The following is a 20528-nucleotide window of genomic DNA, read 5'->3' on the forward strand; positions in this document are numbered from 1 at the left end:
TCCATTTTTTATAATTTGACGACGACGAGAGTGTATCTTATTGGCGCCATTCGTGGCACTTTTTGCAGGAAGAAAATATGCGTTTCGAGCTGCGTATCCCACCTTTGCTACTGTTTGTCGTCATCGCGCTCGCCATGTGGCTGGGAGCCGGAGATGACAGGGGGAGGGGCGTCTTGCTGATCCTGGCAGGAGCCCTGCTGCTGGTGGGCGCCGTGTTCGGCGGCGGGGCCTTGTTGCACTTTGCCCGTCAGCGCACCACGGTCAATCCCGTGCGCTTGCAGCAGAGCCGGGTGCTGGTGACCCGGGGGGTCTATCGCATCAGCCGCAACCCCATGTACCTGGGGCTACTGTGTTGGTTGCTGGCGCTGGCCTGCTATCTCGGGGGCCCCTGGGTCTGGCTCGGGCCGCTGCTGTTGCTGGGCTGGCTCACCCGCTTCCAGATCCTGCCGGAGGAGCGTGCCCTGCGTGCCCGCTTCGGCATCCCCTATGTGCAGTACTGCCGGCGAGTGAGGCGCTGGTGCTGAGCACCAAACGAAAAAAGGCCCGCAGTTGCGGGCCTTTTGCCGGGTCTTCTTGATTCAAGCCTTGGCGAGTTCGCCCTCGGTCTGGGTCTCTCCCAGGCTGTCTTCCGTCTTGGCCACCACGCTGGCGGCGATGGCGTTGCCCAGCACGTTGGTGGCGGAGCGCCCCATGTCCAGGAAGTGGTCTATGCCGAGCAGCAGCAGTATGCCGGCCTCCGGGATCTGGAACTGGTTCAGGGTGGCGGCGATCACCACCAGGGAGGCGCGCGGCACCCCGGCCATCCCCTTGGAGGTGACCATCAGCAGCAGCAGCATGGTGATCTGCTGGGCCATGCTGAGCTCGATGCCATAGGCCTGGGCGATGAACATCACCGCGAAGGTGCAGTACATCATGGAGCCGTCCAGGTTGAAGGAGTAGCCCATGGGCAGCACGAAGCTGGCGATGCGCTTGTCGCAGCCGAATTTCTCCAGCCTGTCCAGGGTCTTGGGATAGGCGGCCTCGGAGCTGGCGGTGGAGAAGGCGAGCAGGATGGGCTCGCGGATCATGGCCAGCAGGGTCAGGATGCGGCGGCGGATGAAGAGGCTGCCCATGGCGATGAGCAGCAGCCAGAGGCAGGCCAGGGCCAGGTAGAACTGGGCCATGAAGGTGCCATAGGTGGCGAGGATGCCGAGCCCCTCCTTGGCGACCATGGCGGCGATGGCGCCGAATACCGCGAACGGGGCGAAGTTCATCACGTAGCCGGTCACCTTCAGCATGATCTCGGCGCTGCTTGCCATCAGCTTGACCACGGGTTTGGCGGCATCCCCCAGGGCGGCGGCAGCCAGCCCGAAGAAGAGGGAGAACACCACGATCTGCAGGATCTCGTTGGTGGCCATGGCCTCGATCACGCTTTTCGGGATGGCGTGGGTCACGAAGTCCTTGAGGGAGATGGCGGTGGCGGCCACCCCTGAGCTCGCGCCGTCATCGGGCAGGGAGAGGGAGAGGCCGACCCCGGGCTGCATCAGGTGCACCATCACCAGCCCCAGGGTCAATGACATCAGGGAAGCCAGCATGAACCAGCCCAGGGTCTTGGCGCCGATGCGCCCCACGGTGCGGGTGTCGCCCATCTTGGCGATGCCGACCACCAGGGTAGTGAACACCAGGGGGGCGATGATCATCTTGATGAGGCGCAGGAAGATGTCGGTCAGCAGGGTGATGTCACTGGCAAAGGTGGCGGCCTGGGCCGGGGCAAACAGGCGATAGCCTTGCCCGGTAAAAATGCCAAGCAACATCGCAATGAGGATGGCAACGGTCAATTTGTTCATTTTCATGGGGGGACAGTCTCGATATGTGCAGTGCCTGTGCAGGTGGGGAGGGTACCACCTAAGTCCGTTTTTGTGATCCGGGCCATGGAATCCTGACAGCCGGTATGCTGGCAGCATGCCTAATCACGAAGGGGAAATCCAGCGACTTATATCAGAACTTTATGTTGCAATTAGTTGTATGTGATGTAGATCTTGTAAATTAATTATATTAATCACTGTTTATTTTCATCTTTGCCAGATAAATAGCTTCCAGACTCTGATCGTCCAATGGGGCTCTCCCCAGGGAGAAGATCAGCAGTGCCGAGGTGCGGTGCTCTACCTGCATCTCGTCCATGAAGGTGTCGGGTTCGTACTCATCGAAACCGAACCAGGGACGGGTCGGGGTGACCCTGACCGCATCCCGCGACAGGGTCAGCGATTGCACCTGCACCCAGGCATACCCCTGCGCCAGCGCCATCTCCCCCGCTCGCTTGAGCACGTACTTGCGGGCCGTCTCCCTGTCCACCAGATCGTTGCCCACAAACTCCAGCTGCCAGCGGGTCGCCCCGAGCCGGGTCTGGGAGAAACCTGTCTGGCCGTTCCAGAAGGACTTCTCGCTGTCATAGGAAGTGGCGCAGCCGCCGAGCAGCAGCGAGCCGCACAGGACGAGGACGAACAAGAGGGGGGAGCTTGGTGACATGGTGCCGGCCCTTGGCAAAGAGGGTGTCACTACAGCACAGCACAGCACAGCCCACGAGACAATCGCCGGCCTGGGCGCCGCCGCGGAGGGGCAAAAAGAAAAGGCCTTGTCGTCTGACAAGGCCTTTCTCGGGGAATTTGGTCGGTGTGAGAGGATTCGAACCTCCGACCCTCTACACCCCATGCAGATGCGCTACCTGGCTGCGCTACACACCGACGGAGTCAGCTCGGCTGACGGGGAGGGAGTTTATGGAGATGCCCCGACCCTGTCAACAGGGGAAATCCCGGTTCGAGATCGTTTGCCTGCTTTGCGAGCAACTTCGGATCAAAGTGCGACCAGTGGTGCATTTTGTCGGCACCTCACCTCCGTCTTGCATGAAAAACGGCCGCCCTGGTGGGCGGCCGTCTGGCGTGAGTGACAGGCGTCGCTCTCAAGCAGAGATCAGCGGTTGAAGGTCAGTCGCTTGCCCAGTACCTGATCGGTGACCTGACCGTTCTGCCAGGCGATCTGGCCGTTCACCAGGGTCATTTCGATGGTGCTCTGGAAGCGGTAGCCGTTGAAGGGGGACCAGCCGCACAGGTAGAGCAGGTTGCTGTCGTTGACCACATAGGGCTTGCCGAGATCCAGCAGCACCAGATCCGCGAAGTAGCCCTCGCGGATGTAGCCGCGATCCTGCACCTGGAAGCGCTCGGCCACCGCGTGGGAGGTCTTCTTGACGATGGTTTCCAGCGAGAAGACGCCGTTGTGGTAGAGCTCCAGCAGCGCCTGCAGGGAGTGCTGCACCAGGGGCACGCCGGACGGCGCCTTGAAGTAGCTGTTCTGCTTCTCTTCCCAGGTGTGGGGGGCGTGGTCGGTGGCGATGATGTCGAGCACGTCGTTGCGCACCGCATCCAGCAGGGCGTGCTGGTCGGCGGCGCTCTTCACCGCCGGGTTGCACTTGATCTGGCTGCCCAGGGTGTCGTAGTCCGCCTCGTTGAAGAACAGATGATGGACGCACACCTCGGCGGTGATGTTCTTGTCCTTGAGATCCTTCAGATCCGGGGTGGCGGTGAAGAGCGACAGCTCCTTGGCCGTGGTCAGGTGCAGCACGTGCAGCTTGGCGCCGTACTGCTTGGCCAGGGAGACCGCCATGCTGGAGGATTTGTAGCAGGCGTCGGCGCTGCGGATGCGGCCGTGCTCGCGCATCGGCACATCCTCGCCCCACTTGGCGCGGGCCTCGTCTTCCAGCACCTTGATGCTGGGGGTGTCCTCGCAGTGGGTGACTATCATCACCGGGCTCTCGCGGAAGATGGCCGCCAGTGTCTCCTGGTTGTCCACCAGCATGTTGCCGGTGGAGGCCCCCATGAAGATCTTGATGCCGCAGGACTGCTTGGGATCGAGCTTCTTGATCTCTTCCAGGTTGTCGTTGGTGGCACCTAGGTAGAAGCTGTAGTTGGCGGCGGCGGAGTTGGCGGCTATCTGGTATTTGGCTTCGAGGGCGTCGATGGTGGTGGTCTGGGGATTGACGTTGGGCATTTCCATGAAACTGGTGGTGCCACCGGCGACGGCGGCCCGGGATTCACTGGCGATGGTCCCCTTGTGGGTCAGGCCAGGCTCCCGGAAATGGACCTGATCATCGATCATCCCGGGGATGAGGTGACGGCCTGCGGCATCGATCACCACGGCATCGGGGGCGCTGATGTCCGGAGCGATGCGGGCGATCCGCTCACCCTCGATCAAGACGTCGGAAGCATAGATGCGGCCTTCGTTGACCAGGGTGGCATTCTTGATAAGCAATTTGTTCATGGGGGGTTCCAGTTCCTTTGCCGATAATCCGGGGTCATAATATCGCAAACTGCACTTTCTCTGTAGCAAGGCCTGAGTAATGAAGTTATTTGTTAGAGATTTGACTGTGATCGATTCTAGCTATCTGTGCGAGCGTCGCGGCATGGTAGGGGAGAGCTGGCTGGTGGACATCGAGATGAGCGGCGAGCTCAACGAGATGAGCATGCTGCTGGATTTCGGCCGGGTGAAGAAGCTCGTCAAGTCGATCATCGATGAAGAGGTGGATCACAAGCTGCTGGTGCCGGCCGAGAGCCCCCTGGTCCATGTCCACGCTCTGGACGGCGACGAGTGCACGGTGGATCTGCTGCGCCCGGGGCGCTCCATCCACCTGCGCTGCCCGACCCAGGGCTTTGCCTTCATACCCGCGCCCCAGGTGGACAAGGAGTCGGTGACCCGCTATCTGCTGGCGGTGCTGGCCAAGCGGCTGCCCGGCAACATCAAGGATCTCTCCCTGACCCTGCGCCAGGAGAAGATAGAGGGCGCCTTCTACCACTACAGCCACGGCCTGAAGAAGCACGACGGCAACTGCCAGCGCATCGCCCACGGTCATCGCTCTCCGGTGGAGATCGAGGTGGACGGGGCGCGCGACGAGGAGCTGGAGCTGAACTGGGCCGAGCGCTGGGCAGACATCTACCTCGGCACCCAAGAGGACAAGGTGGCCCTCTCCGAGCTGGCGTTGAGCGAGCTGGCCAAGGCCCATCTGGGGGAACACCACCAGGGCTTCAAGTACCTGGCGCCCCAGGGGCTGTTCCAGCTCGCCATGCCGGCCGCCGAGGTGGAGATGATAGACACGGACACCACCATAGAGCTGCTGGCCCACTATATCGCCCGCGAAGTGAAGAAGCAGGTGGGGGAGAAGTTCGTCAAGATTGTCGCCTATGAAGGGGTCGGCAAGGGCGCCATCGCCTACGCCTGAACGGGCATCTCCTGTTCAAAGTAAAAGGCTCCCGATGGGAGCCTTTTTGTTGCCTGCTTGAGGGCGGCCAGGCCTTAACTGCGGCCCTGAGCCAGCAGACGGACGGCAAGCAAACCGAGCACAGTGGCCATCAGCGTGGTGACTGCAATGTCTCGCCTAACTGCGGCCTTGGGCCAACAGACGCACGGCGAGCAGACCCAGTACCGTTGCCATCAGGTAGCGCTGCACTGCTAGCCAGAGCCGGTGGCGGGCAAACCAGCCCGAGATATGGGCGGCAGAGAGGGCTACCCCCAGGTTGACGGCGGCGCTGATAAGCAGTTGTACAGTGCCGAGCTGCAGGCTCTGGCCGAGCACGGAGCCCACATCCGGTGAGATGAACTGGGGCAACACCGAGAGATAGAAGATGGCGACCTTGGGGTTGAGCACGCTGGTGAGCAGGCCCATCAGAAACAGCCGGCCGGAGGAATGAGCAGGCAAGGATGATGGCTCGAACGGGGAGGTCGAGCCAGGTTTTATCCCCTGCCAGGCCATCCACAACAGGTAGAGGGCGCCGGCGACTTTGAGCAGCTCATAGCCCATGGGGATCGCCATGAAGAGCGCGGTCAGGCCAACGGCGGCGCACAGCATGTGGACGCTGAAGCCGAGCACCACGCCGCCCCATGACATGATGGCCGCCATCCGCCCCTGGCAGAGGGAGCGGGAGAGCAGGTAGATCATGTTCGGGCCCGGGGTGAGCGCCATCAGCAGGGAGGCGGCGGCAAACAGCAGTAACTGGCTAAGGGAGATAATGACAACATCCGGAGGGCGACCGGGTCGCAAAAGGAAACATAGAACTATGCTGGCCCAGAGGAGGACGGCTGTCCGTGATCGGGATCCGTCTTTCACTCTCTGGCCGGTGCGGCAATGAAAACGGCAAGAAAAAGGGGCCCGTTGGCCCCTTCACAATACAGTGTGGAATGAGTCAGGCGCTGAGACGGAAGCGCTGCACCAGCCCCTCCTGCTGCTCGGCCAGGTTGTCGAGCTGCTGGCTGGTCTCGGCGACCCGCTCTATGCCCTGATAGTTGAGATCCGAGATGTCGGAGATGCGGTTGAGGTTGGTGGCGATGTCGGCGCTGGTGGCCTGCTGCTGCTCGGCGGCGGAGGCTATCTGGCTCGACATGTCGCTGATGAGCACGACGATGCCCTGCACCTCCTCCATGGCGTTGTTGGCCTGGGAGCTCTGATCCACGCAGCTGTCCATCTCGCGGGAGCACTCCTGCATCACGTTGACCGCCCGGGCGACCCCCTGCTGCAGGTTCTCTATCATGGTCTGGATCTCGCTGGTGGACTGGGCGGTGCGACCGGCCAGGTTGCGCACCTCGTCCGCCACCACCGCAAAGCCGCGGCCCTGCTCGCCGGCCCGGGCCGCCTCGATGGCGGCGTTCAGCGCCAGCAGGTTGGTCTGCTCGGCGATGCCGCGGATGACGTCGAGGATGTTGCCAATCTGGCCGCTCATGGCGCTCACGTCGCCAATCACCTTGCCGGTCTGCTGCAGCTTGCCCGCCAGCTGGTGGGTGGTGGTGATGTTGCCAGCCATCACCTTGCGCCCCATCTCGGAGGCCTTCTCCACGTCCTGCACCCGCTCCAGGGTCTGGTTGGCGGCCTGGGCCACCTCCCGCACCGAGGCCTCCATCTGGGTCATGGCGGCGGCGACCGAGGCGGTCTCCTGACGCTGTTTCTCCAGATCCGCCCGCACCGATTCGGTGGTGTGGCGGTTGTCGTGGGCGGCGCTGTTGAGCTGGGTCGAGGCCTGGGAGAGCTGCCTGAGCACGTCTCCCATCTGCTGGATCAGCAGGTTGATCTGGCTGGCGAGCTGGCCGAACTCGTTCTGGCTCTTGAAGCCGACCCGCTGGGTCATGTCACCCTGGGTCACCTCGGTCAGTACCCGCAGCAGCTCTTTCAGGGGGCGGCGGATGGCCTTGCCGAGGGTGAAGGCCACCAGGATGGCGACGAAGATGGCGATGACTATGCTGATCCCCTGGGTCAGGGTGCTCTGGGTCTGCACCCGATCGGAGGCCCTGATGCTGGCGTTCATCAGCTGCTGGCTCTGGGCGGTGATCCCCTCCAGCTTGTTCTGGATGCTGACGATGAGCTGGCTCGCCTGCTTGCTCTGCTCGCGCATGCTCTGTTGCTGCTTCATCAGCGCCAGGTACTGGGCGAGCACCCCCTCATTGGCGGTGGTGTCGCGCACGAAGCCATGGACGTAGTGGCCCATGTTGTTGTCGAAATCCTTGAGCTCCCCCTGGAGATCCTTGATGGTGCTGTTGAAGCCCTCGATCTGCATCTTGTTGCGCTTGAGCGCCGCTTCGATGGGGGCGGGGATGCTCTGGTTGAGGGCATCCATGGTGGAGAGCTCGATGGCGGAGAGCTTAGTGGTCAGGGTCTCGGAGAGCATCTTGATGAAGCTGTCGTCGACGGTGACCATCATGTCGCCGAGGTTCTTCTTGAACTGGGGCAGGCTGACCTGGAACTGGCCCTTGGCCTGGTTGACCTTGTGCAGCCGGGTGAGCAGGGCCTCGTGCTCGGTGGGCAGGGTCTGGGTCAGCTGCAGGTAGTCAGCCACCAGCTTGTCGAGGGCTGTCATCTCCCCCTGCAATTCGGGGTGCGCCGCCACCTGCTGCCTGAGGGTTGTCAGCATCTTGTCGACCTGGCCCTTGGCCTGCTGCAGCTCGGCCACTTCCGCCGGCAGTTGCTTGGGATCCTGCTCGGTCAGCACGTCGGTGAGCCACTTGTTGGCGCTGAGCAGGCTGATCTGGGTCTGGCTGCTGGCGATCACCAGCGGCATGGACTCTTGTGTTACCTGATCCAGGGCATCGCTGAGTTCACTCTGGCCGCGAAAGGTCAGTACCGCGCTGGCGACCATGACGGCGACCAGGATGGCAAAGCCCAGATAGACTCTCTGTAAGATCGAGAGGTCTGACATTGTTTGTTTCATTATTGTCCCGCTGTCTATGCAAAAGTCCCTTGCCTGAGTACCCCGTCCCTTTGGTACCCTGCATGCCCTCACGGGGAATGCCGCTGGGGTACTCGGGACGTCATCCTCACTATCGGTATTCTTCACAATAACTGAAGTGATTGGGACAACGGCTGTGTCAAATGTCGGCTTGTGTCACACTTGGCGGGCTGTGGCGACATTTTTGGGAGTCGCTTGAGTTTTGCATTGAATTTTCTTTTTCATATAAAGGAGTTACCCATGGCGCAAGAAACCATTTTCAGCAAAATCATCCGCAAGGAGATCCCCGCCGACATCCTTTATCAAGACGATCTGGTGACCGCGTTCCGGGACATCCAGCCCAAGGCCAAGACCCACATTCTGATCGTGCCCAATGTGCTGATCCCCACGGTCAACGACGTGGAGCCGGATCACGAGCTGGCGCTCGGCCGCATGTTCACCGTGGCCCGCAAGCTGGCGGCGGATGCCGGGATCGCCGAGGACGGCTATCGCCTCATCATGAACTGCAACCGCCACGGCGGGCAGGAGGTCTACCACATCCACCTGCACCTGGTGGGTGGCCAGCCGCTGGGACCCCTGCTCAGCCTGTGATGCGTCCCGCCTCATTGACCGGCCTGCTGTTGGCCGGTCTGCTGCTGGGCGGCTGCGCCTCCCGCTGGCAAGATCTCTTCGTCTCCTATTCCGATCAGATGGTGCCCCTGCGCAACCAGCTGCTGCTGGGGCATGCCGCCGAGGCCCTGCCGAAGGTGCGGGAATCGACCCCGGGGGACGACACCTATGTGCTGGATCTGCTTGAGAAAGGGCGCATCGCCTGGCTGGCGGGTCAGGACGGGGTCAGCAAGCAGGGCTTTGCCGCCGCCGACAGCCGGCTCGCCTGGGAAGACAGTCAGGCCCAGTATCGCCTGAGTCACGGCCTCGATCAGGCGGGCAGCCTGCTCACCAACGATCAGACCATGGCCTACCGGGCGCCGGACTACGAGCGCACCATGCTGCACCACTATCTGGCGCTGAACTACCTGCAACGGGGGGATGCCGAAGGGGCCCTGGTGGAGGTGCGCCGCGCCAACCAGGTGCAGGAGCGGGCGCTCAAGGCGCGGGCCGACGAGGTGCGCAAGGCCAAGGAAGAGAGCGAAGAGGCCGAGGCAGATACCGCAACTGAAGGGGAGATGCGCCAGCTGATGTCGCGCGGGGCCCCCGATCTCGATCGCCTGATAGGTCAGGTGAAAAACGGTTTCCAGAACGCCTACACCTTCTATTTCTCCGGCGTGCTCTACGAGGCGGCCGGGGAGCTCAACGACGCCTGGGTGGACTATCAGCGCGGCTACCAGATAGCGCCGGACAACCGGAGCCTGCAGGATGCCTTGCTGCGCCTGGCCCGGCTACGCGGCTCGGTGGACGAGCTCAAGGAGACAGAGAAAAGGGTGGGCCGCAAGGCGCCGCCGCTGGCCAGGGATCAGGGCCAGCTGGTGGTGCTGTTTGAAGATGGCCTGATCCCGGCGCGGCGAGAGATCTTCCTGCCCCTGCCGATTTCCACCTCCAGCGGCGATTTTCGTACCTTCACCGTGGCAGTACCCTATTACGACAACAGGGCCAGCGACACCGGCCCGCTGACGGTGTCGGTGGACAAGCGAGTCGAACAGACCAGCGAGCTGGTCAGACTCGAAGCGCTGGCGGCCAAGGATCTGCAGGAGCGGCTGCCCGGCATGCTGACCCGTCAGGCGCTGCGGCTGGTGGCCAAGGAGCAGCTCAGACGCTCCGCCGCCAAGGAGGGGGGAGATGTGGGCAACATCCTGGTGGGGATCTTCAACACCCTCTCGGAGCGGGCCGATACCCGCAGCTGGTTGACCCTGCCCGCCGAGGCATCGAGCTGGCAGGGAATGGTCCCGGCCGGGGAGGTGCAACTCCGGCTGGGGGCGGGCAGCGCCATGCGCACCCTGCCCCTCACAGTACACGCCGGCCGTACCACCCTGGTCTGGGTGCAGCGTCTCGGCGCAGGACTGAGCACCCGAGTGATGCCCCTATGAGTGCCCGTTTGGGCAAGATCACACACTGACCGGCTCGGCCCCTGGCCGCCGGCAAGGAGAGCAAGATGAAAGCATATGGCTTGGCCCTCGGGCTGGTACTGCTGCTGGCGGGTTGCGCCACCAACACCTCTGGGGTGGCGCTCTATGGCGCGCCCGGGGCGGCGGCGGTGGCGGAGCAGCACCAGAACGTCAATGTCACCCTGACCGAGCTGAGCCGCCGCCAGCAAAACGGCCTGCTGCAGGTCAACGTGGCCGCCGCCAGCACCCAGCGCGGCGACAACAAGCTGCAATACCTGTTCTATTGGTATGATGACGCCGGGCAGGAGGTGGCCAGCGATGGCCGCGGCTGGACCCCCATCAAGCTGCACGGCTACCAGACCCGCACCCTGTCCGCCCTGGCGCCGAGCCCGGCCGCCCGGGGCTACCGGATTTACGTACGCGAAGTGATTGAGGAATCGAACTGATGAGAATGAACCATGCCCTGCTGATCCTGACCTCTGCCCTGCTGCTGGGCGGCTGCTCCAGCACCACCGTCAGCTATGGCGACGCGACCGAGACAGAGACGGTGACAGTGGATTACGGCTCCTCCGACTTGCAGGCCATCGCCGACAAGATGGCGGACTCCATGCTGGCCTCGCCGGTCACGGGCGAGATCACCGCAGGGGGCCGTCCCGTGATGTTCATGGACTCCATCCGCAACAAGACCTCGGAGCACATCGACACCGAGGCCATCACGGACACCCTGCGCACCAAGCTGCTGCGCGCCGGCAAGTTCCGCTTCGTGGACATGAGCAAGGTGAGCGCGGTCAAGCAGCAGCTCGAGTACCAGCAGAGCAGCGGCATGGTGGATCCCGCCTCCATGGTGCGCCTGGGCAAGCAGACCGGCGCCCGCTACATGGTCTATGGCAACCTGGCCAGCATCGTCAAGGACAACGGCAAGGTGAAGGACGTCTACTACCAGATGACCATGAACCTGATGGATCTGGAGAATGGCGAGCTGCTGTGGGCCGACCAGAAAGAGATCCGCAAGCAGGCGAAGACCTCCACCTTTGGCTGGTGAGGCGACCCGGCAGCAGGGGGATCTGGCGGAGCTGACCCTGCTGGCCAGCCTGCCGGCCCCCTGGAACCAGGGGCGCCTTGAGCCACTGGCGAGCGGCCTGACCAACGGCAACTACCGGCTGCATCTGCCCTCGGGGCAGAGCGGCTTCCTGCGGCGCGGCCACCCGGATCCGGTCCGGCTCGGCATCGACAGGGCCACCGAGTGGCAGCTCTATCAGGGGGCCGTGGGGCAGGGCCTGGCCTTGCCCTGTCATCACGGCGATCCCGCCACCGGCCTGATGCTGCTGGCGTGGTGCGACGAGCCGAACTGGGCCGAGCAGGCGCCGCCCCTCGCCGAGCAACCGCCCTTGATGGCGGAGGTGCTGGCGCGGCTGCATCGCCTGCCGCTGCCCCGGGTGGTGATGGCGGTGCGGGCCCACAGCGCCGGCTATCGCGGCCGCCTGGCCCGGATCCCTGACTGGTTGCCGGCGCTGGAGCGGGCCCTGCTCGCGAGCCGGGAGCCGGACGACTGCTGGCTCCCTTGCCATCACGATCTCAATCCGGCTAACTTGTTGGGCCACAGACCCTGGGTCATCGACTGGGAGTACGGCGCCGCCGGCCATCCCGGCTTCGAGCTGGCCAGCATACAACGCACCCATGGCTGGAGCGAAGAGCTGCGGTGCCAGTTGGAGAGCTGCTATCTTGAAGGCAGGGGAGGCGCTCATAAGCTGCTCAATGGCAAGGGATTCCAGGCCGATGTCTTCCTGCCCTGGGTCGATTACATCGGCCTGTTGTGGGCACTGCTGATGGCGGAGCAGCAACCCGGGCCCGACTATCAGGCCCTCATCGACACCAACCGCCAGCGCCTGGAGTGAATCCGGGCAAGGGCCAGCGCGACGCTTATTTTCTACGACTTGGAGGCATGCATGGTGACCAGATTCTCATGGCGTCAACCCCGCAGCTGGAGCCTGCTGCTGCTCTGCCTGCTGCTGACCGGCTGCGCGACCCGGGTGATCTACTACTGGCTCGACTCGGCCATCGTCTGGCAACTGGACGACTACTTCTCCCTGGACCGCAGCCAGAAGACCCTGCTGGACAGGGAGGTGAAGGGGCTCATGGCCTGGCATCGCCAGCACGAGCTGCCCATCTATGCCCGGGATCTCGATGCCCTGGCCAGGGCGGTGGCCAGCCCCATGACCCCGGCCCAGGTCACCCTGCACCTGGATCGCACCCAGGCCAGCCTGACCCGCACCCTGGAGAACGCCATTCCCCGCACCGTGCGCCTCGCCAGCACCCTGACCGATGCCCAGGTGGCGCGCTTCATGACCGACCGGGTGAAGCGCCAGCAGGAGCGCAAGCATGATTTCGCCACCGAGCCCAAGGCGCAGATGCTCAAGGAGTTTCGGGAGAAGATGAGCGAGCGGCTGGTGTTCTGGATTGGCAAGGTGAAGCCGGCCCAGGAGCCGCTTATCGCCCAGTGGGCCGAGTGGCAATACGAGATGATGCCCCCCTGGCTGGAGTTCCAGGAGGCCTGGACCAAGGAGCTGGAGCGGCTGATGAAGCAGCGTCAGAGTCCGGACTTCGGCAGGGAGCTGACCCGCCTGCTGCAACAGGGGGACGGCCTGATGGATGGCCGCTTCACCGGTTACACCGACCAGTCACGGCAGCGCACCATACAGTGGCTCAGCGCCCTCAGCCAGTCGATGGATCTCTCCCAGCGCGCCCACCTCTATACCCTGCTCAAGGACTATGCGGAGGACTTCGAGGCCATGACCCGCAGCCGCTGATTGACAGGATCCGCGCCGCAAGGGCGGCAGGCGTCATGGCCTGCCGCCCTTGTCCTTGTAGGGGGGCTATGGTAGTTTGCCCTTTCTATTATTCGGGAATTAACTTTTTGAGCCTGCTGGACAAAGTGAAACTGGCGGCGATGACCCTGCTCATCGCACTCACTCTGCTGCTCTCTACCGTTTCGGTGGAGGGGCTCAAGGTACCCGCTTCCCAGCACGCCGCCCAGCTGATGGGGGAGGCCGCGGACTCCGCCGACGGCGCCCGGATCCAGCACGGCGCCAGCGACAGCGACGACGGTGTCGTCAAGTTCGTCGGCTCCCACCAGAGCCACCTGCTGCGCCTCGAGCACTCCCTGAGCCGGGATCATCAGCCCGGCAGCGTGGTCTACGAGCTGGTCATGAGCTGGGCCCAGCAGGCCATACTGCTGCTGCTGTGCGGCCTGCTGCTCTACGCCGCCCTCTTCTACCCGAGGACGAGCTTTCGCGATCACTTCGCCAGCATCCACCGGCGCCGCCTGCAGCGCCGGCACCTGCAATACCGCTTCTCCCAGAGCTTCCTCGCCTGACCCCGATGGGGTCAGTCTGCCTGCTGTTGCCTCATCTTCTCTCTGTTGCTGTTCACTTTTAGTGAACGGCTAGGCTGTCTTGTTTCATTTTTTTGCACGGTGCGACCCTGTGTCGCCCTTGCCATCGCCTGACAGAGGCCGATTTCATGAGAAAAAAGAGTCATACCATACTGAACCGCATGAGCCTGTGGCAGTACGCCCTGCTGCTGCTGATGCTGCTCACCTTCACCTTCTACTCCCTGCCCACCTTCTTCGGTGAGCAACCATCCCTGGGCCTCCATGGCCAGAGCCGCCTGAGCGGGGCGCAGCAGCGCCTGCTGCAGGAGCACCAGATAGCGCCCCAGCTGCAGATCGAGCAGAAGGAGCGGGTAGAGCTGGTGTTCGCCACCCAGGCCGAGCAGCAGCGGGCCAAGCAGTTGCTGGAGCAGCAGGGGGTGGACAGCGCCGCCCTCACCCTGGAGTTTCACTCCAATGCCCCGACCTGGATAAGCCGGCTCGGCGCCGATCCCATCAAGCTCGGGCTGGACTTGCGCGGCGGCTCCCAGCTGCTGATCGGGGTCGACGTGGACTTTGTCATCGACAACCAGACCAAGAACCTGGTGGACACCCTGCGTACCCGCTTCCGCGAGGCCAACCTGCGCGGCGCCAGCGTGATGCGCACCGCCCAGGGGGCCCTGGCCGTCACCCTGCCGGACGTCGACGGGCAGGAGGGCTGGCTCAATATCATCAAGGAGAGCGCCGGTACCCGTCAGGATCAGTGGAAGCTCTCCCGCTCCGGCAATGAGCTCAAGCTGGTGCTGAGCGATGCAGAGCGCACCCTGCTGGTGAACAACGCCGTGACCCAGAACCTGTCGATCCTCAAAAAGCGGATCAACGAGCTCGGCATCGTCGAGGCCTCGGTCCAGCGTCAGGGTCAGGACGGCATCCGCATCGAGCTGCCCGGGGTGCACAACCCCAAGCAGGCGAAAGAGGTGATAGGCGCCACCGCATCCCTGGCCTTCTACGAGGCCAAGGCCGACAGCCGCTTCTTCATGGCGGATCGCAGCGGCCAGGCGGTCGGTCTGGCCCGCAAGCCGGTGCTGAGCGGCGAGCACATCGTCGATGCCCGCGCCAACATGGGGGAGATGGGTCAGCCCCAGGTCAACATAGTGCTCGACACCCTGGGTGGCAGCAAGATGAACCAGTTCAGCCGCCAGCACGTGGGCAAGCCCATGGCCACCGTCTTCACCGAGTACAAGACCAACGCCGAGGGCAAGCTTCGTGCCCGAAGCGAGGTGATCAACGTCGCCACCATCCAGACCGCCCTTGGCAACCAGTTCCGCATCACAGGGATTGGCAGCCTGCCAGAGGCCCAGGAGCTGGCCATGCTGCTGCGGGCCGGCGCCCTCACCGCGCCGCTCAAGATCCTGGAGGAGCGCAGCATAGGCCCGACCCTGGGCTTGCAGAACATAGAGGCGGGCTTCACCGCCCTGGCGTTCGGCATGGCGGGCATGATGCTGTTCATGATGGCCTGGTATCGCAAGTTCGGCTGGGTCGCCATCACGGCGCTCATCGGCAACCTGCTGATGCAGGTGGGGATGCTGGCGGTGCTGCCGGGGGCCGTGCTGACCCTGCCCGGGATCGCCGGCCTGGTACTGACCGTGGGCATGGCGGTGGATACCCACGTGCTGATTTTTGAGCGGATCAAGGACAGGCTGCGGGAGGGGGGCTCCTTGGCCAACGCCATCGACTTTGGCTATCGCTCGGCGTTTCGCACCATCTTCGATGCCAACATCACGACCCTCATCTGCGCCGTGGTGCTCTATGCCATCGGCTCAGGGCCGCTGCAGGGCTTCTCCATCACCCTGATCCTGGGGCTCATCTCCAGCATGGTGACCGGCATCTGGGGCACCCGCGCCATCATCAACCCCCTGTGGGGCAACAGCCGCGCCAAGCTGCTGAGGGTATGACCATGACTGACCACCTGTGTCATGACACCGCGCGTTCGAGCCTGCTCCGCGCCACTCGCTTCCTTGCGGGAAGCCAGCACCAACTGTCGAGGGAAGAAGAATGCTGAGAATGATCATTGCCATGGGCCTGACCCGCTGGCGCTACATCGGGATGTGGGCCTCGGTACTGCTGACGGTGGCGAGCATAGCCGTGCTCGCCATCAACGGGCTCTCCCTTGGGCTCGACTTCACCGGCGGCATACTGCTGGAGTTTCGCATCCAGACCCTGAAGGAGGCCCACGAGCTCAACGCCCTGCTGAGCGCCCCCCTGGCGGGGGCCGTGGAGCTGCACGGCGCCGGCGTGCCCGGCGAGTGGCTCATCAAGCTGCCTCCCCACGAGTTGCCCTGGGCGGCGGAGGATCTCGCGACCATGCTGGGGCAGCAACTCGCCCTGCCGGTGGAGCTGCTGCGCACCACCATAGTGGGTCCCCAGGTGGGCGCCGAGCTGTTCCAGCAGGGGATGCTGGCGGTGCTGGTGGCGTCGCTGGCCATCTCCGCCTACCTGGCGGTGCGCTTCGAGTGGCGCCAGGCCATCGGCATCCTGGTCTCTGTGCTGCACGACGGTCTGGTGGCCCTGGGGCTGCTGGCGCTGTTCAACATCGAGTTCGACCTCAACGTCATCGCCGGTCTGATGGCGGTGATCGGCTACTCCCTCAACGACAGCATCGTCATCTCGGACCGGCTGCGTGACCTGCTCGGCTCGCGCACCCAGATGGGGATCCACGACTGCTCCGACGTGGCCATCAAGGCCACCTTCAGCCGCACCATGATCACCTCGGGCACCACATTGTTCACCGTGGGGGCCCTGCTGCTGTTCGGCGGCGACGCCCTGTTCGGCTTCTCCTTCACCCTGTTCGCCGGCATCCTGGTGGGCACCATCTCCTCCATCACGGTCGCCTCGACCGTGCAGGAGTTGCTGGGGCTCTCCCCCCAGGCCTACCAGAAGAAAGAGGAGGCGCTGGCGGAGGCGGCATGACCCCGTCACCCTGCATGCAAAACGGGCCCGAGGGCCCGTTTTTTTATGCGCGTTTGGCGGCACGGCTCAGAAGCCGGAGCCCGGTTGGCGCAAAAACTCGGTCTCCTCCGGGGTGCTGGTGCGCCCCAGAATGGCGTTGCGGTGGGGGAAGCGGCCAAAGCGCTGAACGATCACCTGATGGCGGCGGGCGAAGTCGGCGAATCCCTCGAAGGTCTCGCGCGCCTGGCCGTTCCCCTGCTCGGCCGCCAGCGCCTCGAACAGGGCCACGCTTCTGGCCTGCTGCTCCCGGGACTCCGCATGCTCCAGCGGCAGGTAGAAGAAGACCCGCGCCAGCGGGGAGAGGGCCTTGTCTGCGCCAAGGGAGAGGCCCCTGAGGCAGAGATCCCGGGCCTTGGCATCCTGGGCAAAGGCCGCTGGCGTGCCACGATGAAGGTTGCGCGGCAGCTGGTCCAGCAGCAGGATCAGCGCCAGCCTGCCCACCGGCACCTCGGCCCAGTGGGCGAGCTCCCCCTCGGCGGCGGCCTGTGCCAGCTCGCCAAAGCGGTGTGCCAGCAGCGCGTCCGTCTCGCTGCTCTTGCCCCACCAAAGGGGGGCTTGCCGGGCGGCGCGGGGGGCGTCGCCAGAGTCGTCGCCAAACCAGAAATCGAGCAGGGGTTGCCAGGGTTGCATGGGTACTCCTTGGGCCTGGGGCCTTCAGGTGAAACAAGGCCGGTTGACCCTGTCATGGGGGCTGCCGAAAGGGCGGCTTCTCGCTACACTGTGCCATCTTTTGCCTGAAATGCGGAACCCCAGATGAGCAAGGTCGTCGCCAGACCACCTGGGAAGAACGCCGTGCTGTCTGGGGAGATGTTTCCCACTGATATAAGGAATACCTGATATGGCCGGAACCAGTCTGTTGGCCCTGCTCGACGATATCGCCAGCGTGCTCGATGACGTGGCCCTGATGACCAAGATGGCGGCCAAGAAGACCGCCGGTGTGCTGGGGGACGATCTCGCCCTCAATGCGGAGCAGGTCTCCGGGGTGCGGGCCGAGCGGGAGCTGCCCGTGGTGTGGAAGGTGGCCAAGGGCTCGTTTCGCAACAAGCTGATCCTGGTGCCCGCCGCCATCGCCATCAGCGCCCTGATCCCCTGGCTCATCACCCCCTTGCTGATGCTGGGGGGCGCCTACCTCTGCTTCGAGGGGGCCGAGAAGCTGGCCCACAAGTTCCTGCCCCACGACAGCGGCGAGACGGCCTCGTCGGCGCAGGCGATTCCGGACGATCTGGAGGCCTTCGAGCAGCAGAAGATAAAGGGGGCCATTCGCACCGACTTCATCCTCTCCGCCGAGATCATCGTCATCGCCCTCGGCACAGTGCAGGGCTCGAGCCTCGGCCTGCAGATTGCCGTGGTGGCGGGCATAGCCCTGCTGATGACAGTGGGGGTCTACGGCCTGGTGGGGCTCATCGTCAAGCTCGACGACATAGGCCTGCACCTGCTGCAAAAACCTGATGCCGGCGCCCTGCGCCGGGCAGTGGGGCGGGGGCTCTTGGTAACGGCACCCCGGCTGATGCACCTGCTGGCTCTGGTCGGCACCATCGCCATGTTCATGGTGGGGGGCGGCATTTTGGTCCACGGCTGGCCCTTTGCCCATCACCTCATTGAGGGGGTGGCCGCCAGCCTGGCCCCCCTGACCGGGGGCGCCGTGCTGGCCGCGGTGACGCCGACCCTGCTGAGCGCCCTGGTGGGGGTGGTGGCCGGCCTGCTGCTGGTGCTGGCCATGACCCTGGTGGGCAAGCTGACTCCCGCGAAATAACAGCGGCGGTCGCTCAGGAATCGTCCCCTGCCGACAGGGGGCGTCGCAGGTCGGATCTGCTGTTTGTTGACCAGAATGGGGGCTAGGCAAGGGTCGGCCCCCTTCGTACTATTTGGCGGTCACTGCCCACAGAGGCGGGACGCCCACATGGACGCAAACAGACAAGGACAGTTATGACCACCACCCTCTGGCAGGATGATCACATCTATGCCGCCCCCGATTGCCCGGCCATCGACGCCGACTTCCAGCGCGCCGCTCTGGCCCTGACCGAGATCGCCAGCCTGCTGGCCAGCCTGCCAGAGACGCGGGACATCAATGCCTTGCGCCACCTGCTTAGGGCCATTCGTCGCCAGGCCAACGCCGTGCGCAGACAAGCCTGGAACAGCCAGACCTTCGCCTACAACAGGCTCAGTCGCAACGGCCGCGACGAAGCCGCCCGGGTGCTGCTCTCCCGTGGCCAGCAGTTGCAGGTGAGGCTGGCCCAGCTCGTCAAGCCGGTGGCCCTGTTCTGGCTGAACGCCCCCGAGGATCAGGTGCGGGCCCTGCTGCAGGATCCCGAGCTGTTCGAGCTGGCCTACCTCATTCGCCACGATCGCCGGTTGCAGGATCAGGCCCTCTCCCTCGAGAGCGAGCAGCTGATCGAGGGGCTGGCGGTGGACGGCCTGCAAGCCTGGGGGGATCTCTACGACAGCCTGGTGGCCAGACTCAGGCCAGAGGTGGCGGGGGAGCCCATGGGGCTGGCCCAGGCGGACAACCTGCTCTCCCACCCGGACAGGGCGCGGCGCGCCAGCGCCTGGCACGGCATTCAGGCCGCCTGGGCTGGCGAGCAGGAGACGGTGGCCGCCATCCTCAACGCCATCAACGGCTGGCGCAACGAGCTCGCCACCCAGCGCGGCAAGGGGCGGCTGCTCGATGCGCTGGATCTCTCCTGCCACCAGGGGCACCTGGAGCGCATCACCCTGGAGACCCTGATGGCGCAGGCCGAGGCCCACAAGGCGCTGGGCAGGCGGGTCCTGCGGGCCATGGCCAGTGCCCAGGGGATAACGGATTTCGCCCCCTGGGATCTCTATGCCCCGGCGCCTTATGGGGCGCAGGCCGGCTTTGGCTTCGGACAGGCGCTGACCCTGGTGGCCGATGCCTTCGCCGCCTTCGATCCCGAGATGGGGGCCTTCGTCCGCATGATGGCGGATCGGGGCTGGATCGATGCCGCGCCGAGCGACAACAGGCGCAGCGGCGCCTATTGCACCGAGTATGCCGACCCCGCCGAGCCCCGGGTCTTCCTCACCTTCGAGGGCACCATGGACAACGTCATCACGCTCGCCCACGAGCTCGGCCACGCCTGGCACAGCTGGCTGCTGCGAGACCTCCCGCTGGAGCAGCGGGACTACCCCATGACGCTGGCGGAGACCGCCTCCCTGTTTGCCGAGGTGCTGGTGCGGGACGCCCTGCTCGCCCGTGCTCAGACCCGGGAGCAGCGCCTGGCCATCGCCTGGATGGACGGGGAGCGGGTCGCGAGCCTGCTGCTCGACATCCCCTCCCGCTTCCACTTCGAGCGGGCGCTGGTGGCAGGCCGGGCCCAGGGGTATCTGGGGGCGGGCCAGCTGAGGGCCATGATGAAATCCGCGAAGCAGCAGTGGTATGGTGACAGCCTCAGCCAATATGACGAGCTGTTCTGGGCCAGCAAGGGTCACTTCTCCATCGCCGATCTCGGGTTCTACAACTACCCCTATCTGTTTGGCTACCTGTTCAGCCTGGGGCTCTATGCCCAGAAGGAGCGGGTGGGCGATGACTTCGTCGAGGCCTACCGGGCGCTGCTCGCCGACACAGGGCGCATGAGTGCCGAGAGCCTGGTGGAGAAGCACCTGGGGGTCGACATTCGCGAGCCCGCCTTCTGGCAGGAGAGCCTGCACCTGGTGGAGGAGGCAGTCGAACGTCTCGAGCGGCTGGTGTAGTCGCGACTCCTCCTGAGCTTCTGGCAGGAGAGCCTGCGCTCTGTGGAGGAGGCGGTGGAGCGCCTCGAGCGGCTGGTGTAGTCGCGACTCCTCCTGAGCTTCTGGCAGGAGAGCCTGCGCTCTGTCGAGGAGGCGGTGGAGCGTCTCGAGCGGCTGGTGTAGTCGCCG

19 protein-coding genes and 1 tRNA gene are annotated in these 20528 nt (G+C 64.4%); 13 read left to right on the top strand and 7 right to left on the bottom strand.

Annotation, left to right across the window (positions count from 1 at the left end):
• Positions 1-77 precede the first annotated feature (77 nt).
• The gene (locus AAHB08_RS02445; protein WP_247626726.1) at positions 78-524 is read left to right on the top strand and encodes a methyltransferase family protein; all 447 of its coding nucleotides are present in this window, start codon (positions 78-80) and stop codon (positions 522-524) included.
• Between the two features lie 54 nt (positions 525-578).
• Here the strand turns inward: AAHB08_RS02445 and AAHB08_RS02450 are convergent, their stop codons facing one another.
• The 4 genes from AAHB08_RS02450 to AAHB08_RS02465 all read right to left on the bottom strand — a co-directional run bounded on the left by AAHB08_RS02450 (position 579) and on the right by AAHB08_RS02465 (position 4290).
• On the bottom strand, positions 579-1832 hold the full coding sequence (locus AAHB08_RS02450) for a dicarboxylate/amino acid:cation symporter (protein WP_162519107.1): 1254 nt from the start codon (positions 1830-1832) through the stop codon (positions 579-581).
• A gap of 202 nt (positions 1833-2034) precedes the next feature.
• The gene (locus AAHB08_RS02455) at positions 2035-2505 is read right to left on the bottom strand and encodes a CC0125/CC1285 family lipoprotein (protein WP_342057994.1); all 471 of its coding nucleotides are present in this window, start codon (positions 2503-2505) and stop codon (positions 2035-2037) included.
• 138 nt (positions 2506-2643) lie between these two features.
• A tRNA-Pro gene (locus AAHB08_RS02460) sits at positions 2644-2720 on the bottom strand.
• 226 nt (positions 2721-2946) lie between these two features.
• Complete coding sequence (locus tag AAHB08_RS02465; RefSeq protein ID WP_042649277.1) at positions 2947-4290, bottom strand: dihydroorotase; 1344 nt, start codon at positions 4288-4290, stop codon at positions 2947-2949.
• 79 nt (positions 4291-4369) lie between these two features.
• Here AAHB08_RS02465 and AAHB08_RS02470 point away from each other — a divergent pair, with 79 nt between their 5' ends.
• Entirely contained in the window at positions 4370-5245 is an 876-nt protein-coding gene (locus AAHB08_RS02470) for a 6-carboxytetrahydropterin synthase (protein ID WP_342057995.1), read from the top strand.
• Between the two features lie 156 nt (positions 5246-5401).
• On the opposite strand, the gene AAHB08_RS02475 is transcribed toward AAHB08_RS02470, so the two are convergent.
• Complete coding sequence (locus tag AAHB08_RS02475; RefSeq protein ID WP_342057996.1) at positions 5402-6064, bottom strand: LysE family translocator; 663 nt, start codon at positions 6062-6064, stop codon at positions 5402-5404.
• 142 nt (positions 6065-6206) lie between these two features.
• A complete protein-coding gene (locus AAHB08_RS02480; protein WP_342057997.1) occupies positions 6207-8219 on the bottom strand; it encodes a methyl-accepting chemotaxis protein in 2013 nt (670 codons plus the stop codon).
• 258 nt (positions 8220-8477) lie between these two features.
• Between AAHB08_RS02480 and hinT the strand changes: the two genes are divergently transcribed.
• From hinT to secF, 9 genes are all read left to right on the top strand, one after another.
• Positions 8478-8828 (top strand): purine nucleoside phosphoramidase, encoded by a 351-nt coding sequence (gene hinT / locus AAHB08_RS02485; protein ID WP_043761336.1) that lies wholly within the window; start codon positions 8478-8480, stop codon positions 8826-8828.
• Positions 8828-10261: a COG3014 family protein gene (locus tag AAHB08_RS02490; protein WP_342057998.1), complete on the top strand. Its 1434-nt coding sequence runs from the start codon at positions 8828-8830 to the stop codon at positions 10259-10261. The genes hinT and AAHB08_RS02490 overlap by 1 nt, the downstream gene beginning before the upstream one ends.
• Positions 10262-10326: 65 nt before the next feature.
• Positions 10327-10725 carry a YcfL family protein gene (locus AAHB08_RS02495; RefSeq protein WP_247626719.1) on the top strand — a complete coding sequence of 133 codons (399 nt, stop codon included), beginning with the start codon at positions 10327-10329 and terminating at the stop codon, positions 10723-10725.
• Entirely contained in the window at positions 10725-11321 is a 597-nt protein-coding gene (gene lpoB / locus AAHB08_RS02500; RefSeq protein ID WP_202045159.1) for a penicillin-binding protein activator LpoB, read from the top strand. Before AAHB08_RS02495 ends, lpoB begins: the two co-directional genes overlap by 1 nt.
• The gene (locus tag AAHB08_RS02505; RefSeq protein WP_342057999.1) at positions 11311-12174 is read left to right on the top strand and encodes a phosphotransferase; all 864 of its coding nucleotides are present in this window, start codon (positions 11311-11313) and stop codon (positions 12172-12174) included. The genes lpoB and AAHB08_RS02505 overlap by 11 nt, the downstream gene beginning before the upstream one ends.
• Before the next feature lie 51 nt (positions 12175-12225).
• The gene (locus AAHB08_RS02510) at positions 12226-13086 is read left to right on the top strand and encodes a DUF6279 family lipoprotein (RefSeq protein WP_202045161.1); all 861 of its coding nucleotides are present in this window, start codon (positions 12226-12228) and stop codon (positions 13084-13086) included.
• 68 nt (positions 13087-13154) lie between these two features.
• On the top strand, positions 13155-13652 hold the full coding sequence (locus AAHB08_RS02515; RefSeq protein WP_342058000.1) for a hypothetical protein: 498 nt from the start codon (positions 13155-13157) through the stop codon (positions 13650-13652).
• Between the two features lie 146 nt (positions 13653-13798).
• A complete protein-coding gene (gene secD / locus AAHB08_RS02520) occupies positions 13799-15601 on the top strand; it encodes a protein translocase subunit SecD (RefSeq protein WP_139436050.1) in 1803 nt (600 codons plus the stop codon).
• Between the two features lie 100 nt (positions 15602-15701).
• Complete coding sequence (gene secF / locus AAHB08_RS02525; RefSeq protein ID WP_202045164.1) at positions 15702-16616, top strand: protein translocase subunit SecF; 915 nt, start codon at positions 15702-15704, stop codon at positions 16614-16616.
• Positions 16617-16682: 66 nt separating this feature from the next.
• Here the strand turns inward: secF and AAHB08_RS02530 are convergent, their stop codons facing one another.
• Positions 16683-17285 carry a DUF924 family protein gene (locus AAHB08_RS02530; protein ID WP_139436053.1) on the bottom strand — a complete coding sequence of 201 codons (603 nt, stop codon included), beginning with the start codon at positions 17283-17285 and terminating at the stop codon, positions 16683-16685.
• A gap of 208 nt (positions 17286-17493) precedes the next feature.
• On the opposite strand from AAHB08_RS02530, the gene AAHB08_RS02535 reads away from it, so the two are divergent.
• On the top strand, positions 17494-18408 hold the full coding sequence (locus AAHB08_RS02535; RefSeq protein WP_139436055.1) for a DUF808 domain-containing protein: 915 nt from the start codon (positions 17494-17496) through the stop codon (positions 18406-18408).
• A 173-nt stretch (positions 18409-18581) separates the two neighbouring features.
• A complete protein-coding gene (locus AAHB08_RS02540; RefSeq protein ID WP_342058001.1) occupies positions 18582-20360 on the top strand; it encodes a M3 family oligoendopeptidase in 1779 nt (592 codons plus the stop codon).
• Positions 20361-20528 lie beyond the last annotated feature (168 nt).

The sequence above is a fragment of the Aeromonas sp. OTU364 genome, from assembly GCF_038440395.1.
Lineage (GTDB): Bacteria > Pseudomonadota > Gammaproteobacteria > Enterobacterales > Aeromonadaceae > Aeromonas.

Excerpts from the sequence above, each read along its gene's own strand:
- AAHB08_RS02445 (WP_247626726.1), top strand. The coding sequence starts at position 78 with ATGCGTTTCGAGCTGCGTATCCCACCTTTGCTACTGTTTGTCGTCATC.
- AAHB08_RS02450 (WP_162519107.1), bottom strand. The coding sequence starts at position 1,832 with ATGAAAATGAACAAATTGACCGTTGCCATCCTCATTGCGATGTTGCTT.
- AAHB08_RS02455 (WP_342057994.1), bottom strand. The coding sequence starts at position 2,505 with ATGTCACCAAGCTCCCCCCTCTTGTTCGTCCTCGTCCTGTGCGGCTCG.
- AAHB08_RS02465 (WP_042649277.1), bottom strand. The coding sequence starts at position 4,290 with ATGAACAAATTGCTTATCAAGAATGCCACCCTGGTCAACGAAGGCCGC.
- AAHB08_RS02470 (WP_342057995.1), top strand. The coding sequence starts at position 4,370 with ATGAAGTTATTTGTTAGAGATTTGACTGTGATCGATTCTAGCTATCTG.
- AAHB08_RS02480 (WP_342057997.1), bottom strand. The coding sequence starts at position 8,219 with ATGAAACAAACAATGTCAGACCTCTCGATCTTACAGAGAGTCTATCTG.
- hinT (WP_043761336.1), top strand. The coding sequence starts at position 8,478 with ATGGCGCAAGAAACCATTTTCAGCAAAATCATCCGCAAGGAGATCCCC.
- AAHB08_RS02490 (WP_342057998.1), top strand. The coding sequence starts at position 8,828 with ATGCGTCCCGCCTCATTGACCGGCCTGCTGTTGGCCGGTCTGCTGCTG.
- AAHB08_RS02495 (WP_247626719.1), top strand. The coding sequence starts at position 10,327 with ATGAAAGCATATGGCTTGGCCCTCGGGCTGGTACTGCTGCTGGCGGGT.
- lpoB (WP_202045159.1), top strand. The coding sequence starts at position 10,725 with ATGAGAATGAACCATGCCCTGCTGATCCTGACCTCTGCCCTGCTGCTG.
- AAHB08_RS02510 (WP_202045161.1), top strand. The coding sequence starts at position 12,226 with ATGGTGACCAGATTCTCATGGCGTCAACCCCGCAGCTGGAGCCTGCTG.
- AAHB08_RS02515 (WP_342058000.1), top strand. The coding sequence starts at position 13,155 with ATGGTAGTTTGCCCTTTCTATTATTCGGGAATTAACTTTTTGAGCCTG.
- secD (WP_139436050.1), top strand. The coding sequence starts at position 13,799 with ATGAGAAAAAAGAGTCATACCATACTGAACCGCATGAGCCTGTGGCAG.
- secF (WP_202045164.1), top strand. The coding sequence starts at position 15,702 with ATGCTGAGAATGATCATTGCCATGGGCCTGACCCGCTGGCGCTACATC.
- AAHB08_RS02530 (WP_139436053.1), bottom strand. The coding sequence starts at position 17,285 with ATGCAACCCTGGCAACCCCTGCTCGATTTCTGGTTTGGCGACGACTCT.
- AAHB08_RS02535 (WP_139436055.1), top strand. The coding sequence starts at position 17,494 with ATGGCCGGAACCAGTCTGTTGGCCCTGCTCGACGATATCGCCAGCGTG.
- AAHB08_RS02540 (WP_342058001.1), top strand. The coding sequence starts at position 18,582 with ATGACCACCACCCTCTGGCAGGATGATCACATCTATGCCGCCCCCGAT.